Origin of the sequence: Lysinibacillus sp. FJAT-14745, assembly GCF_001275675.1 — a bacterium.
Classification (GTDB): domain Bacteria; phylum Bacillota; class Bacilli; order Bacillales_A; family Planococcaceae; genus Lysinibacillus.
Genome location: NZ_LITM01000017.1, coordinates 186,837 through 201,899 on the forward strand (window position 1 = coordinate 186,837; position 15,063 = coordinate 201,899).

General features: G+C 32.9%; 19 protein-coding genes. 10 read left to right on the forward strand and 9 right to left on the reverse strand.

Features of this window, described 5'->3' with window-relative positions; genetic code table 11:
- Nucleotides 1-301: 301 nt before the first annotated feature.
- Together AMS59_RS25650 and AMS59_RS25655 are read left to right on the forward strand one after the other, a co-directional pair.
- On the forward strand, nucleotides 302-484 hold the full coding sequence (locus AMS59_RS25650) for a hypothetical protein (protein ID WP_053486025.1): 183 nt from the start codon (nucleotides 302-304) through the stop codon (nucleotides 482-484).
- Nucleotides 485-486: 2 nt separating this feature from the next.
- Nucleotides 487-783, forward strand: coding sequence for an immunoglobulin-like domain-containing protein (locus AMS59_RS25655; RefSeq protein ID WP_369814356.1), 297 nt, complete (start codon nucleotides 487-489; stop codon nucleotides 781-783).
- Nucleotides 784-1,108: 325 nt separating this feature from the next.
- Here the strand turns inward: AMS59_RS25655 and AMS59_RS23020 are convergent, their stop codons facing one another.
- A complete protein-coding gene (locus tag AMS59_RS23020) occupies nucleotides 1,109-1,720 on the reverse strand; it encodes a DUF6241 domain-containing protein (protein ID WP_053486027.1) in 612 nt (203 codons plus the stop codon).
- Nucleotides 1,721-2,617: 897 nt separating this feature from the next.
- Between AMS59_RS23020 and AMS59_RS23025 the strand changes: the two genes are divergently transcribed.
- From AMS59_RS23025 to AMS59_RS23030, 3 genes are all read left to right on the forward strand, one after another.
- Nucleotides 2,618-3,235: a hypothetical protein gene (locus AMS59_RS23025; protein ID WP_369814357.1), complete on the forward strand. Its 618-nt coding sequence runs from the start codon at nucleotides 2,618-2,620 to the stop codon at nucleotides 3,233-3,235.
- 558 nt (nucleotides 3,236-3,793) lie between these two features.
- Nucleotides 3,794-3,940, forward strand: a complete 147-nt coding sequence (locus tag AMS59_RS24620; RefSeq protein ID WP_082337730.1) for a YjcZ family sporulation protein — start codon at nucleotides 3,794-3,796, stop codon at nucleotides 3,938-3,940.
- A gap of 465 nt (nucleotides 3,941-4,405) precedes the next feature.
- Nucleotides 4,406-4,852: a GNAT family N-acetyltransferase gene (locus AMS59_RS23030; protein ID WP_053486029.1), complete on the forward strand. Its 447-nt coding sequence runs from the start codon at nucleotides 4,406-4,408 to the stop codon at nucleotides 4,850-4,852.
- Between the two features lie 159 nt (nucleotides 4,853-5,011).
- Here AMS59_RS23030 and AMS59_RS23035 read toward each other — a convergent pair whose 3' ends face one another.
- Complete coding sequence (locus tag AMS59_RS23035) at nucleotides 5,012-5,461, reverse strand: hypothetical protein (RefSeq protein WP_053486030.1); 450 nt, start codon at nucleotides 5,459-5,461, stop codon at nucleotides 5,012-5,014.
- A 62-nt stretch (nucleotides 5,462-5,523) separates the two neighbouring features.
- On the reverse strand, nucleotides 5,524-6,300 hold the full coding sequence (locus tag AMS59_RS23040; RefSeq protein WP_053486031.1) for an alpha/beta fold hydrolase: 777 nt from the start codon (nucleotides 6,298-6,300) through the stop codon (nucleotides 5,524-5,526).
- A gap of 381 nt (nucleotides 6,301-6,681) precedes the next feature.
- Between AMS59_RS23040 and AMS59_RS23045 the strand changes: the two genes are divergently transcribed.
- Nucleotides 6,682-6,984, forward strand: a complete 303-nt coding sequence (locus AMS59_RS23045) for a PadR family transcriptional regulator (RefSeq protein ID WP_053486032.1) — start codon at nucleotides 6,682-6,684, stop codon at nucleotides 6,982-6,984.
- Nucleotides 6,981-7,424, forward strand: a complete 444-nt coding sequence (locus AMS59_RS23050) for a hypothetical protein (RefSeq protein WP_053486033.1) — start codon at nucleotides 6,981-6,983, stop codon at nucleotides 7,422-7,424. Before AMS59_RS23045 ends, AMS59_RS23050 begins: the two co-directional genes overlap by 4 nt.
- Nucleotides 7,425-7,545: 121 nt before the next feature.
- Here the strand turns inward: AMS59_RS23050 and AMS59_RS23055 are convergent, their stop codons facing one another.
- From AMS59_RS23055 to AMS59_RS23065, 3 genes are all read right to left on the reverse strand, one after another.
- Nucleotides 7,546-8,016, reverse strand: coding sequence for a hypothetical protein (locus AMS59_RS23055; protein ID WP_053486034.1), 471 nt, complete (start codon nucleotides 8,014-8,016; stop codon nucleotides 7,546-7,548).
- A gap of 309 nt (nucleotides 8,017-8,325) precedes the next feature.
- On the reverse strand, nucleotides 8,326-8,568 hold the full coding sequence (locus AMS59_RS23060) for a hypothetical protein (RefSeq protein WP_053486035.1): 243 nt from the start codon (nucleotides 8,566-8,568) through the stop codon (nucleotides 8,326-8,328).
- 367 nt (nucleotides 8,569-8,935) lie between these two features.
- A complete protein-coding gene (locus tag AMS59_RS23065) occupies nucleotides 8,936-9,697 on the reverse strand; it encodes an alpha/beta fold hydrolase (RefSeq protein WP_053486036.1) in 762 nt (253 codons plus the stop codon).
- A 200-nt stretch (nucleotides 9,698-9,897) separates the two neighbouring features.
- Between AMS59_RS23065 and AMS59_RS23070 the strand changes: the two genes are divergently transcribed.
- A complete protein-coding gene (locus tag AMS59_RS23070) occupies nucleotides 9,898-11,109 on the forward strand; it encodes a helix-turn-helix domain-containing protein (protein WP_053486037.1) in 1,212 nt (403 codons plus the stop codon).
- 217 nt (nucleotides 11,110-11,326) lie between these two features.
- Here the strand turns inward: AMS59_RS23070 and AMS59_RS23075 are convergent, their stop codons facing one another.
- On the reverse strand, nucleotides 11,327-11,974 hold the full coding sequence (locus AMS59_RS23075) for a pentapeptide repeat-containing protein (RefSeq protein WP_053486038.1): 648 nt from the start codon (nucleotides 11,972-11,974) through the stop codon (nucleotides 11,327-11,329).
- A 194-nt stretch (nucleotides 11,975-12,168) separates the two neighbouring features.
- On the opposite strand from AMS59_RS23075, the gene AMS59_RS23080 reads away from it, so the two are divergent.
- Nucleotides 12,169-12,504 (forward strand): hypothetical protein, encoded by a 336-nt coding sequence (locus AMS59_RS23080; protein ID WP_053486039.1) that lies wholly within the window; start codon nucleotides 12,169-12,171, stop codon nucleotides 12,502-12,504.
- A gap of 214 nt (nucleotides 12,505-12,718) precedes the next feature.
- Here the strand turns inward: AMS59_RS23080 and AMS59_RS26045 are convergent, their stop codons facing one another.
- The gene (locus AMS59_RS26045) at nucleotides 12,719-12,892 is read right to left on the reverse strand and encodes a hypothetical protein (RefSeq protein ID WP_199777831.1); all 174 of its coding nucleotides are present in this window, start codon (nucleotides 12,890-12,892) and stop codon (nucleotides 12,719-12,721) included.
- A 114-nt stretch (nucleotides 12,893-13,006) separates the two neighbouring features.
- Nucleotides 13,007-13,600 (reverse strand): TetR/AcrR family transcriptional regulator, encoded by a 594-nt coding sequence (locus AMS59_RS23085; protein ID WP_234007895.1) that lies wholly within the window; start codon nucleotides 13,598-13,600, stop codon nucleotides 13,007-13,009.
- Nucleotides 13,601-13,717: 117 nt separating this feature from the next.
- On the opposite strand from AMS59_RS23085, the gene AMS59_RS23090 reads away from it, so the two are divergent.
- A complete protein-coding gene (locus AMS59_RS23090; protein WP_053486041.1) occupies nucleotides 13,718-14,923 on the forward strand; it encodes a serine hydrolase domain-containing protein in 1,206 nt (401 codons plus the stop codon).
- Nucleotides 14,924-15,063: the final 140 nt, after the last annotated feature.

The following is a 15,063-nucleotide window of genomic DNA, read 5'->3' on the forward strand; positions in this document are numbered from 1 at the left end:
ATATTGGCAAAGCGGTAACGAAAAAATCCTTTTATCGCTCAATAATAAACTTATTTTTTCCTAATCAACACGCCTGGGGCTTTTATAAACTTTATTACAAATTTTCAATCTTTATTATGAATAATCGAACTTTATTTTAAATGATCAATATTTTTTACAAAGCTACTCAAGTGATCTTTTTTTTAGAATTGGCTGTTTTCTCAAAACTTGTTGCTATTCAGCTAACGAAGCATTTTAGTGAAACACGTTCTTTGAAACTTTATTCCAAAATCAATGTCTAAATATTAAAGGGGGAGACAATTTGAAAAGAATTTTTATAGTATTGACGGTATTTAGTTTTGTATTAGTCGGTTGTTCCCAAGAATCAGAAAGTCAAACTAGAGAACCGACAACTGACTGGGAACCTACAATATACGGAACTGTCAATAACCTTGTTGGAGTAACGATGATTGCAAAGAAGGAACGGTCTCTTCCACTGGATTGACAGTGACATTTGAGAATAACTCCGACAAGCAAATTAGCTATGGTGAACATTTTTTGTTGGAAAAGAAAATCAAGGCGAAATGGTACCAAGTTCCATTTGCCTTAGATGGGAACCCCGCTTTTACGGATATTGGCTATAGCTTGGATTCTTCGGGTATTAAAGAATGGAAAGTTGATTGGGATTGGCTCTATGGACGTCTAGATAACGGTGAATACCGTTTAGTGAAAGAAATACTGGATTTTAGAAACGCTGGGGACTATGATAAGTATCATTTGACAGCGGAGTTTACAGTTGATTAACCAAACAAAATTAGTATGTAAGGACGATTGTGAAATATTGTACTTAAAGTAACTGACGCTCTAGTTAACTATTCGATTTACGAAATATAAAATATAAAAACTGCGTTGATTCTAAAACATTTTGTAGATTAACTTTGTTTTTATGTTTTAACAGCAACAATCTATTAGAAAACAGCTTAGAATTATAAATCATTCACCTTATTTTGCACAATTTAAAACCACAAAGAAGCTAACGCAGTCGCCAGCTTCTTTGTTATACTCAAAAACGACTGACAAGATTGCCTATTGGATTCGTTTTTTCTGCAATTTATTCATTTAATTAGAATTATTTTTCCGGTGAACTACCTAAAACTTCTTCTACCTCTTTACTGAAAACTTGAAATATATAATCTATCTCTTGTTCCTTTGAAGCAACACCTATCGCCGCGCCAAGATCTTTTGTCCCTTGAACACGCATCATAACGTTATGGTCATCGTCAACTGTTGAAAAATCTCCCTTTTTCCAACGCTTTAATATATCTAAATATTTATCATTATGCTCGAATTTATCTTTATTTTCTTCTACCATCAGTATCAAAGTGTCGATTCTTTCCGGCGTTATCATAATTGAACTTTCTTTTTCATCAGCAATAATCTTTTGATGTGCCATTTCTTGCATAACTTCTTGCATTAGATTATCAATAAAGGGTTCATTTCCACTTTTCCATTCATCAATCTTTTTGGAATATGTTGTATTTTCCCAACCATTAGTCGTATCAACTGTCGACACAAACTCTTTCTTCTTATTATCCTTCGAAATTGATTGACCGCTAGCCAATTCGTTCTCAGTACTTTTAGATTTTTCGTTTTCATAATTCTTCTTCATAATTAAATAAGTACCACCTATACTCAGCGAAGCTGTTAAAACAATTATACCTAAAACATGAATCCACTTCATTCCCCTATCACCTCAATTAACAATTACCACCAAAATATCATATAAACCCCAATAAGTAAACATTGCACAAAAACAACATGATCCCCGATAAAACGAAAGATTCCTGTTTCTTTGTTCTTGCGATGTTTGAGTGACTAGATTAAGGAGAATGTACACCTAACGCGAGATTTTAGTATTTGGGAAGGATTAACCCTTCCCAAATACTAAAATCATTCCTTCGAACAAATCTATCAAAAAGTGATGATCTAACACCAACCATTTGCAAAACTGCTTAACAAGAGTAACTTACATACAAAAATATCAAAATAATTGTTGATTTTTCCTGTTTTTTGTTTTATATTTACAATATCCATGTGCTGTTTAACAGGTAACTGTTAGGCAGCTTTTTAATTACCAGCATGCAATAATTACTGGTACACCAATGGTTATAAGGAGTAACACTCATATTACACAAAATTCTTTATGTTTTTGATCTCGGCCATCATCTGGCATATTCAGATAATTCACGAACCGTTTCAGCATCTGAACCACCGCATACCCACTAATACCAAGCGTTCATGCAACGATAACTTTTTTATTTGAACATTTGGCACCTCCAACTGTTACTGACCATTAATGACCTTATCCACTTCCATGTAATCAATTTTCTGACTACCTGTAATGCTTCTAAACTTCGACTAATGTCGCATGCTCTTTTAATGGCTACATAGAAATTTTCCATAACCACATTTGTTTCCATTGCTCCGATAGCTTCGTAGATTGCCTTACGATGCTTGATTAGTCGTTAAAACACGACTGTTGTCATGGACGTATATTTGTAATGTATTCATGTTAAAACCTCCTGAATATTTTCTAAGGTATTTTATGGGATATTTACAAATAAAGGAGTTGTTATTAGTGTCTTCAAAAAAAGTATCTATCGGTCTTACACAATTTACAGATTTTACTTTCAAAGGCGTTACTGGTAAAACCTCAATGGTTAGACAAATAAAATATCAAGATGAATACAATCCTGCTTTTGATTACTGGAAACCTTTACGAGATGGTATCCGAAAATTTCATGAAAAAGAATTTAGTAACGATTACCTGCTTTCTCTTGCTAACAAGGTTTCTCAAGCTAAACAAAAAAATTACCTTGAAGCAGTCAAAGCACATTTAAAATTTATTAAAAATAAAGAAATAGAATGGTTTGAACCAGGCAAATCCAATTGGTATAGCGAATATATAACTGTTCGTTCATCACCAGAACTTGGATTAAAGATTGACGGAGTTCCACACTTAATCAAGTTATATTTCAAAGGCAAGGACGAACGAATTGATAAAAACAAATGTCGCTCATGTTTGACACTATTAAATCAATCTGATTTCACCATTGAGCATTCTCCTGATATAAAACCTGCAATTTTAAACGTCCAAAAAGGTAGATTGATTTCAGATGAACCCTCTACTGATGATCATCTAATTGCACTTGAATCTGAAGCAGCACAATTTATGGTTATTTGGAACAAAATTTAATCATATTCGAGCCCCTTTGTGCTATTTACCTCCTACCTTCCAAGTAGATAATTTTAGCTCTAAATCGAATTGGTGTGTCTGTGCGTTCCACCTAACCCTGAGGCTTTTTTTAAAAATCTATTGCTGATGCTATAAACCATATAAACGAAGCTTTCATGACATTTAATAGTAAGGTAAAGCTAATTTAGCCTTATACCTCCGAATTTCGTTACTAAGGGTCACTCCTATCCCAAGTGACCCTTTTTATATTACTTTACTCATATTACTCATTAGTTTACTGTAGCATGTGACGACGCTACGGCTTTATTATTTTAAATCTATTACACAGGCAATTCACTATACAAACATAGCTATCGCATCATAATAATAGTAAGGTATAGCTAATTTAGCCTTACACCTCCTAAACTTTTTACTAAGGGTCACTCCTATCCCAAGTGACCCTTTTTTATTGTCTTATCTGCCAAAAATACATTTCTTAATGCCTATAGCTGCATGGTTTAACACCCCACTCCTTCTCTTCAGCTTACATATTATATATGTAGAAAGGAGGGATATTTTATGGGATACTACGGAAACGTTGGTGGTATAAATAATGGATGCTACTATGGTGGCGGATATGGTAATGGTTCAACATTTGCCTTAATTGTTGTTCTATTTATACTTCTAATTATTATCGGCGCTACTTTTATGCATAGAGAGTATTAACATTTGCTATTTAAGGGTCGCCCCCCCAGCCTGGTGACCCTTATAAACATTTCTTTCCACGTATTGTTCAGTAACCATATTCTATAATATTTGCAACATATTTTTTACATAACGACTACTGTTAAAATATGTATCTGACATGATTGTCATTCTCAATCACTTTACATTCATGGTATAATCAATAAAAAAGGGGTTTTATTGGAATAATGTTTGTAATATTATTTTTCCTATTTGTAATTTGGTTTATGATTAAATTCATTAACTTGCAGGAGAAACAAAACAGCTTGCAGGAAGAACAAAACGAAATTTTAAGGAATATATCCGATAAACTAGATAAATAGTATACCTAGATGGGAAATCCCATCTTTTCTTCTACACCATCATTCAAGTTTTTACTTCGCTGTACTTCGCAATTACTAAAATAGGATTTAAATTCATAAAAATTGATTTATCGGAGGAATCATTATGTTAATTAGAAGTGCAAAAGTTCAAGATTGTCATCTATTAAGCAATTTAGCTTATAAGTCAAAAGCCTATTGGGGATATACAGAAGATTTTCTACAACAATGTAAAGGTGATTTAACTGTAACAAAAGAATACATAGAAGAAAATCCAGTGTACGTAATGGAGAATGACGACAAGATAGCAGCATTTTATAGCTTTACTATTAATGAAAGGAAATTAGATGCTTTATTCATTGACACTGATTATATCGGTAAAGGAATTGGGAGAATACTTTGGGACCATTTATTAAATAAAGCAAAGGAATTAGGAATAAACGAGTTTACTCTTGATAGTGAACCTAACGCAGAAGGTTTTTATTTAAAAATGGGAGCAACGAACATTGGCGCTACTCCATCTACTGTGTTTCCTGACCGTCATCTTCCTCTAATGAAAGTTAAAGTGTTTTAAATTTTTATAGGGTTTGCCAATTGTGTGATCTTTGCTTTTTTAATTTATATACCCCGGCTTGAGCATCTAGGAAACGTACCACGGTATCTAACGTCATCCGCCCGATGACCTCCCAACCTAATTGCTGTCATTACCACTTTAGCTATATAAAATTTGGCTTCAATCTTTGATCAAGTCCCCTCCAGTAGTAAACTGATGTTTATCGTCGACTACTTCCATATAACCTTTTAATTGGATACTAGGATTATCAATCCCTAATAAAGATTTATCACCTATACCTTCAAACGGCATAAACACATGTAAAGTAACCTTTTCCCCTGGTTGAATATCTAATTTGTTTCCCTTCGCTTCAACCTTATAGTCATTACCTTTATAAGCATTTTCCCCTTCCTTTATCATGAAGGAAACAAATACATTATTTTGCTTTATCACGTAATCACTATCATTTATCAATTTTATGGAATATGATATTCCTTCTTTTAAAGTTTCCTTTTCAATTAACTCTAGCTTAACTTTTTTAATATCATTTAAAGTGAACTCCTTTTCGCCATCGCATCCTGCTAATAATACTAAAATGAAGATAAAAGAAGATAATATTTTTAATTTCAATGAGATTCCCCCGTTGCTTTTTTTGATTGCTTTGTTTCACCCAAAGATCCTAAAGAAGAAGATCACTCATCTTTATTTTTCGCCTGAATGTTTTCCTTTAACATTAGTATTATCTCCTCAATCACAATCTCTGGCTCATCATGATGTATATAATGTCCACTATGACTAGCAATCTGAAACTTGCTTGACGTTGACAGCTTTTTGAATTCTGCTTGGAGACTTTGTTCAATTTCTAATATCTTTTGCGACGGCCATCCATCTTCTCCACTATCAGGTAAACCTCTTGCAATAATTGTGAGAGGAAGGTCAGTTTGTCTTGAATGATCAACTATTTGCTTATAGCTCTGCATTTTATCAATATTTTCACTATTCAACAAAGGGTTTTCTAAATATTCTCTATTTCCTGCAACGAGATTCTCCGGTAAAACCTTTTCATAAGCAAGTTCTTTATATTCCAGAGCAGCGTCAACCAAAATCATGCCGCAGATGTCGAGTGGATGGAGACTGGCATACAATCTTGCAATTAAACCACCAAAAGAATGCCCTACTAGTATATATGGCTTCATTACGTCAAGTTCTTGCAACAAGTCCGAGAGCTCCTCGACCAAATCATGACAAGTCTGCTGGACAGCTGCGACTGAACTCCTACCAATCCCCGCCCTCGTGTAGGACAAGGTTGACGTTACATCCGATATTCGCTCTTGGACTTTTTTCCATGTCTCAAAGTTATCGCCTAATCCAGCTATAAAAATGACACTCGGAGCACTGTCACGTTGATATTTCGTATACACACCGCGATTATCACCGATTTTGATTATCTTTTTATTTTGTATATTCACTGTTAATCACCTATTCCAATTATAAGCTTTATATTACTTATATTTCCATAACGTTTTTTAGAAAACTCCTGCTAGAGTCATGAACAACATAACTTTTAACGCCTATTCCTTATCACGTATAATTAATGCCACTATGCTTAATTCGGGTAATGCTTTAGCCTTAAGTCTTGTATAAAATTAGATACCTGTTCCTTCTTTGATTAGCGTTATAACATGAAACAGTAATGTTTGTGTTTTGACAACGAAAAGTTAATGGCAAAAAACGCTAAGCCTTTTCTCTCTTGTGAATAGCTTATTATTGCACTAATTGGAAATAACAGTTATTATTACGTTATACGTTATATCGCCAAACGTAATAAACTTTTAAAAGGGAGGTATTGTATGAAAAAGGATAGATTTTCAGAGCCTTCACTGTTTATTTTGATTAGTCTGGCAGAAAAAGATTGTCATGGCTATGCAATCATGGAGGATATTGAAAAGAATTATAGTATTAAGTTAGGTGCTGGAACTTTATATGGGGCAATTACACGTTTAGAAAAAGCTGGCTATATTCAAGTGCTTGAATCAGATGATCGCAAAAAACCTTACAGGCTAACAGATGCCGGACGTGAATATTTAAGCAACCAAATTAAAGACATCCAAGCAATAACTACACTTGGCGCAAAAAGGCTTGGACTTATATGAAGTGGTTCATTTATTTATATCCAAGAAGTTGGAGAAAACGATATGGCGATGAATTATTTGATCTATTAGAACAAAAAGATTGGACATTCTTTATGACGATTGATTTACTCAGAGGTATAGTTGATGCTTGGAAAATCGAAATAAATGAACGAGAAGTTTTTGGCATTCGAATGAGTAATGCATTATTGCTTGTCGGTTTGATTAATATACTTATTATTCTACAATACAGGTCATCACAGGAGGTTATTTTAATGGAACAAATTGCGTTAATTATTGCAATGGTATCGTTTTTCTTAGCAGTATCTATTTTCATTGTGCATCTTTTTAAAGAAGGATTACAAAAGGCTTTTTCAATTAGCACTAAATTATCAAAAATGAGTCTCGGTTTTATGGGCTTATATGGATTGAGTATTATAGCTTTTTTGGTTCTAACTAATTAACTATCGTTAGAAAATTCTTGAACAAAGAAACTACTGAACAATTAATAGAGCGTATTCGATTTTCCCCGAATACGCTTCTATTTTCTAATGGCGAATAAAATCGCCCCATTCTTTAATTAACCTACGCCAATTTCAACTTCCTTTTATGTAAATAATTCGAATAAAATAAAACGATTAATACTAAACCTATGATAAATGAGAAATTCCCTATTTTAAGATAAACTATCTGTGTATAATTATCTAACGGAGTCAATTGGATAATAAAATATAGTGTCAAAGGTATGCCAACTATAGAAACTAATAATATATTTTTGTTTTTCCAATAACCAAATAGAGTTTTTATGAAATAGGTGAAAAAAATCCAAAGACTAAAAACAATTAAAGCATGAGAAATTCTATCAGCTAATTGTCCCTTCAGTACAGTTAAAAAAAGAATAGAAAACACGACTACTGAAACAAAAGGAGCCAACACAATTAACAGATCCATTCTTTTAATTGGTAATTGCAGCTTTGAATCAGCCACCAATGACAATGATGCTCTTTGTAAATATAAAAATAAACAAGCAATCATGATCAATCCTAAATACAACAATATAATACCTTCCTTCAGCCCTTTATCCTAATAAAGGAAACTTGTTTTTGTTATAAATATAGAATGTTATACTATATTTATTGCAACAATACACTATTTTCTTATTAAAATATTGGGTTTTGTGTCATTTTAAGCAATTGTCCAACAAAATGAGCGATTTCTATATTCATTATTATCTATAAAAAAGCCCTTCACTGATATGTGAAAGGCTCAATCTTTATAGGCACCTAGTTGTTTTTATAAATATAATCAATTCTGGACTTGCATTTTTTCATTCAAAAATGAAAGGAAAAGACTTCCTTCCTTTTTTTAGTGAACAACCTTTTTATTGATTAGCTTTGTACTACCAAAAGCAATTACTAACGCTATTAAAGAAATAATAAGTGGCGGAATAAAGCTTGTATTTCCAAACACCACTTGTGATGATAAAGTCGAAGTCTCTTCCCATCGTATGCTAGGCGTATAAAACACTGTTAATAGCATACCTGATAGCACTTGCAATACTACAAATGCCAACGTAAAACTACCTGCAAATAATAAGTATTTTTTCAAGTTAATCCCTCCCCTCTACTAAATACTACGAGTTGAGTATAAATAAGTTTCACAAAATTCTATTTAATGTTAAGGACGGTTTGTTTAGAAATTATTCTGTAACATCTCTGTATCCTTGTATGGAGTTATTATCAATGGTTCTAGTTCAAAGTGCATGGCCTCTAACTCGTGGTCAGATAATTTTTGCCAGTAAGTATTTCACATAGTTCTACTGACTACTTCTTGTCTAATTGAATATATTCACTTTCTGCGTCGTGTTGATTAACCAAAATTATACAACATTAGATGGTTGAGATCCCAATGAAACATCAGGATTTCTTTCACACTGATTTCGCCTTCCAGTGGCAGAGTAGCACAAAGAAAAGCATTATCTATTATCATTCTTTATTACAATACTTAAAATATCTCTTAATATATCAATAACAACGCCTGGCTTATCAATATGTATCGCATGCCCAGCATCCTCAACGATAATATGTTGCTTATTTGTTGACAAGTTTGCAAGCTCTTCCTGAAGTCTCATCCAAGCAGCCATTGATTCCTTTGTGTGAAAAGGCTGCAGACCTCCTGTAACGACAATCAATGGAATATTTCCAAAAGTTTCAGATGAACGAACTTGCTCTAAACTTTCTTCAATCTCATTAAGGGATCCTTCTATAGTAAATTGATTAAAATATGCTTCCTGAACTTCTTTTGTAAATAAAGGAGGCAAAATTTTATTTTGATCCTCATGAGATGAATCTAAGAGAACTACTCCTGCGACTTCCTCTGGATATATACTTGCAAATAATCTTACATTTAATCCTCCTATTGAGTGGCCTACTAATACATATGGAGGCTTTACACCTGCTTTTTTAAGTAATGTACGTAAGTTATCAACACTTTGTCTACTATGTCGAGGTCTGTCATCCATTTCACTTTTTCCGATTCCTGCTCTGTCATATATAAACATTCTTGAGAACTTTGACACTTCATCTTTAATCGAATTCCAGTTTTCTAAAGGAACTCCATACCCTGATTCGAAAACAAGTGTTGGACCATCATGATGTTCACCTAACAATTCATAATATAATTCGATACCACCTATATCAAGTTTTTGTCCTGCTTCATTTTCAATAAATTCACTCATTTTTAATCCCTCATTTTCCATTTTTCTTTAAAAGGAAAGCTCGCTTCTCTTAAAATTATCTTTCCTACTTCCCTTTCGTAAACTCCAATTCAAGGAAGTTCAATTTAATTGAACTTTATCGTATCATGTAATAATTGTCTTTTCAAGCTGAAGTTTAATATAATTGAACTTATAAACTGAATATCAAGGGATGTTGGAAAATGAATGAGTTAGGACAACGAATTAAAAAATTAAGAATAGAAAAGGGTATGACACTTGTAGAACTAACAGGTAATAAAATGTCCAAAGGAATGTTAAGTATGATTGAAAATGGGCACGCGAACCCTTCCATGGACAGTTTAAAATTTATAGCGCGCCAGTTGGGCTGTGACCCTCAATATTTGTTAGGGAGCCCTACACCTGATGAGCTAAAAACCTTGTTTAATAAATTAGAGGAAGAATATGAAAAAAATAACGATGAACAGATAATTAGTTTGACTCAAAACATTATTGACCAACAGTTTCCCATTTCATTGGAATCTGCTAGGATATTAGAAATTTCCGGAAGAACAGTTATGAAGTCAGATAAAAAAAATGGAGAAATGTTGATAGATCGGGCTATTTCAATCTATGATCGATTATCTCTTTATAGCCACTGTTTGGCAGCCAAATTATATGTAGTAGAATACCATGCAAAAAAGGGCGAGTATCTTAATGCCTTGAATATGCTTAGAAGTGTAAGAAAAGAGTATGATGAAAAAGCAACAGTTCTTGAGATGCTAGTTGAATTTGAGGCGAATTACATTGAAATGGTCTTACTTTTTGGGATAGGTGAATATAAATCAGGGAAGGAAAAGCTTAATCAATTAATTGTAATGTCTAAGAAGAGAATGGTCTATTATAAGATGGATAATATTTTCAGGATTGCAGCATTCCAAGCCCTTCTTCATAACAATGAAAATGATTATGCTTATTTTATAAAAAAGTCAGAACAATTTGCTGTATTCAGTGAAAATGATCAGTCCTTAGCTTTCACACTATTGCTTCAAGCTCATTATTATAATCAAATACCAAAAGATTATGAACAAGCTCTACTTTATTTAGATAAATTTGCTACGATATTAAAGGGGAATATCGGAAATGATTTTTATTATCTTGAAAAAGGTAAGGCTTTATTAGGAAAAGGACAGCTCAATGAAGCGTTAGAAGCGTTTGAAAAGTTCAAGATGCCGGGTTCAACTACTTACCCGCTTGAATTATGTATTCTTTACACAGCTTATTCATATAGGGCAATTTGTTTAATGCAGCTTGGAAAAATAGAGGAAGCACTTATTTATGCGAAAAAGGCAGCTAGCAAAATAGAGACATTACCCAAAACGCATTATCAAGATTTTATTAAAAACACTATAGAGTTAGTAAATACATCTTTGTAAAAATGGTAAAACACTTTTTCTTTTTAACACCTACAGATTAAACATTCTTGTCTTAAAATAGAAGAGACCAGGTCATTTAAAAACTGGTCTCTAGTGCTTTACAGCAACACCCTTGCTCATTTGTGAGAAGTCTAGTTATTTCATAATCATAACAACGGTATTTAACAAATTACCATTAAATATTTATAGATTGAGGAACTTTAGTATCCAGTAAATATTATCGTTTAACCTTTAATCCTAGTAATTCAGCAAAGCCAATTGCTTGTTCTGTGGAAATCACACAGCCGCTCAAATTTTTTAAGGTTACATTTAATCGTTCAAATGTGCATGTACTTATATCTACATTATTTAAAGGCGTATCGCTAAAATCAACTTCATCAATATTACAGTGTTCAAATTTCACTTTCTTAAATTGGCAGTCGTAATAGCTTGTCCCACGTAATGATGACTGCTCAAAAGAAATCTGTTTTAGCCTTGCTACTCCAAAATTACATAAATTCATGATACAACCTTCAAAAGAAACGTTCCCTAAATGGGTCTCTGAGAAATCCACACCTAACAGTTTGCAGTTTTTAAATGTAACTCGATGTATAATTCCTTCATTAAATTTTGAGTTAGATAAGTCACAGTTTTCAAAGACGACATCAGTCATATCGATTTTATAGAAATTCGAGTTAATCAAAGATACTTTTTGAAACATAACTTTAGATAAAAATAAACGTTCAATACTATCATTCTCTCTGCTTGTATTTGAAATCAGCTGATTCGATAGATAAGGTTCTTCATCATAAAAAATGTCTTCAAAAGTTCCTTGAGCCAAATCATTTGGAATAAGCGGAAGTTCAATTTTAAATTTTGTCGTCATTCTATTTGTCCTTTCTCACTTTAATTGCACAAAGCCAAATATACACTTCTACTCTATTATAATTGATATATCTTTAATAAAGACCGTTTTCAAAAAGAATGTTGCTATTCAACTAACGTTGGCAGGATAATTCAATAAGATGCAGGAATAAGTAAACTGATTATCGAATACCTAAGTTCTTTGATTCGGGGGAAGTGTATGTACGATTACATAAGTATCATTCAGAAAAATTTGCCTTATGTATTAAAACTGATGTCATTGAAAATTTCTTAATAATAAATATGAATTGCACTAAACTAAGTACACTCGTGTTTACTAAGGAGTTAAGTGGCTCTAGTATCATAATTAGAGGAATTAATGCTAATTTACAAGGTAATTATGCGTATGATTCCGCAGATGCATTTATGGAGATAAATTTAATTGAGATTGACTTTCCAGATAACTCTGATGGTGATTTGGAGGATGAAATATTGAAAATTGCACAGAAAATTTCAAATGAGTTTTTATGGAAAATTGATTTAAGAGAGTAAATAAGTAAGCTGCTTTCCTTATTAAACTAACAGGAACTTTAGTTGAAGAAGATAGCCAAACCAGAAGCAACAATCTTTGAGAAAACAGCCTTAATAAAAAGGCGTTTTACTTTAGCAATTTCGTTCCCTCATATATTCTGAACAAATAGCTTGCTCAATTCAAATTACCACAACCTAAATGATTGTGGTAGAAAATATTATGGATTTTCCTTAATTATTTATTACGTTGTGAGGAAGTGTTTTCGTTGTGTTGTTTTTCATTGTTTGCATTGTTCTTTTGTTCTTTTGTTAGATCATTTTCTTCACGCACATCTAAATCGTCAGGGCTTAAATCTGATCCGATTTCTACTTGGTCTTCTTCACTTTTATTGCGCTTTTCTTTTGTCATAATTATCACCTCCGATTTATAAATTATCCATTTTGACGTAATTTATACTTGTAAATATTACGCTATTTCCTCGGTAATAAAGTTTGCCAGTATCATTTACGACTGTACCTTTCTTTATCTTGTTAAATCATTTGATAAGCATTCAATCATTTTTTTTACAGTCTTCACAAAAACTTGCTCACCAATTTCTTCTCGGTGTAAAGGTAGCAACATGACTAGTCGAAAAAGGCCGATTAGAACTTCAGGATCTTCTTCAGTAACTCCTTTCTCCTGTAAAAATTTCACAAAATCTAGCGAACTTTCTAAATCTTCTTTGGCATGGTCATCGATAAGTTCTTTCGGGAGTCTCTTAACTATTTTCTCGTACTCCCCTCTTTGATAAAGATTTTGTAAAAATGCATTTTCCTCTATTGCTTTAAAGGAAATATCAAAAAATCTGATTAATAGTTCTTTTGGTGGTAAGGATTCACTCATCACCTCAGCTATAATTTTATTTTTTATTTCTTCTTCTCTTCGCAATACAGCATAAAATAATTCTTCTTTTGAAGGATAGTATGAATAAAAAGAACCTTTTGCAATCCCACATGCATTTACAATGTCATCAAGACTTGTTTTAGAAAAACCATACTGAATAAATAACACTTTACTCTGGTTGAGAAGTGTTTCATGTATCTGTTTCCTCTGTTCAGTTGAAATTCTTGCCATCATAACGCCACCTCTTTATTTGACTATTTGTTGATTTTTAGTCATTTATCTGTTAAGTTGATTTTATTAAATTTATTCTTTTTTGTAAAGAGATGGCTTATTCAGAAGGAGAAAAGCAATATGAGCATAAAAAATAATATTCCTATCCATGGTTTTGTTGCACCCGGTTTTGAATTAGTGAAGGAAGAATTTATTAAGAATTTTACTAGTAGAGGAGAAATCGGCGCTGCATTTTCTGTTTATATTAATGAAGAACCTGTTGTTGATTTATGGGGCGGATATCGAGATCGAAAAACTCGTACGGAATGGGAGAAAGACACCTTAGTACAAGTATTTTCTGCTACAAAAGGATTTGCTGCATTAGCTTTAAGTCTAGCGCATTCAAAAGGATATATTGATTATGATGAGACAGTTTGTACATATTGGCCAGAATTCGCTCAAAATGGCAAAGAAAAAATAACAGTTAGACAGCTTCTGGCACATCAAGCTGGTTTGTCTGCTCTCGATAGACTTAATATTGAAAATTTAGAAGACCTAGATACTTCACGATTATCACAGTCCCTTGCTGTAAGTAAACCCGATTGGGAGGTTGGAAAATTTCATGGGTATCATGCATGGACAATTGGGACATTAATTGCAGAGCTCATTAAAAGAACTGATCCAAAACACCGTACCCTAAAAGATTTTTTCAAAGAAGAAATAGCTGAACCGCTAAATGCAGAATTTTATATAGGATTACCCGAAGAAATTTCGGAAGATAGAATTACAACTATTGAAGGAATAAATCACCCGATTCAGTTACTTAAGGGAATGACCAAATTGCCACCAAAAATGTTACTGAACTTCTTAAATTCTAAGTCACTAGTAGCTCGAAGTTTAGTTGATCCTAAAAAATTTGTTGCAAATGATAATTTTAATCATCGTCCTATTTTATCTATTGAATTTCCTTCAGGTAACGGAGTTGGACAAGTAAGAGGAATGGCAAAAATTTATGGTGCATTTGCAAGCCGTGCAAAAATACTCGGATTAAGCTCTTTAACAATGAATGAATTAAGCATGGGTGCCACACCTCCAAAAGAAGGCTACTACGACCATGTGAATTGTATAGACATAGCATATTCTTTAGGGTTTTGGAAACACTTCTCTAATATGCAATTTGGTCGAAGCGAAAGCTCTTTTGGACATCCCGGAGCTGGAGGTTCGTTCTGCTTTGCTGATCCAGACGAGGGATTAGGATATGCCTACGCTATGAATAAACATGGATTTGGTATGGCTAATGAACCAAGAGAACTTGCCCTAAGGAATGCGCTGTATAGTTGTCTTTAAAGATAGTTGATGTTATATCATTTTTGATGTAATTTATCACGCGTGTTGATTAGCCAAAATCAAGTAATACTTTTTTGATAAATCTCCCGAGCTGATGACAAAAGTTCTTCAACGTATGTTCGCCATTTCAAAGGAAGCGC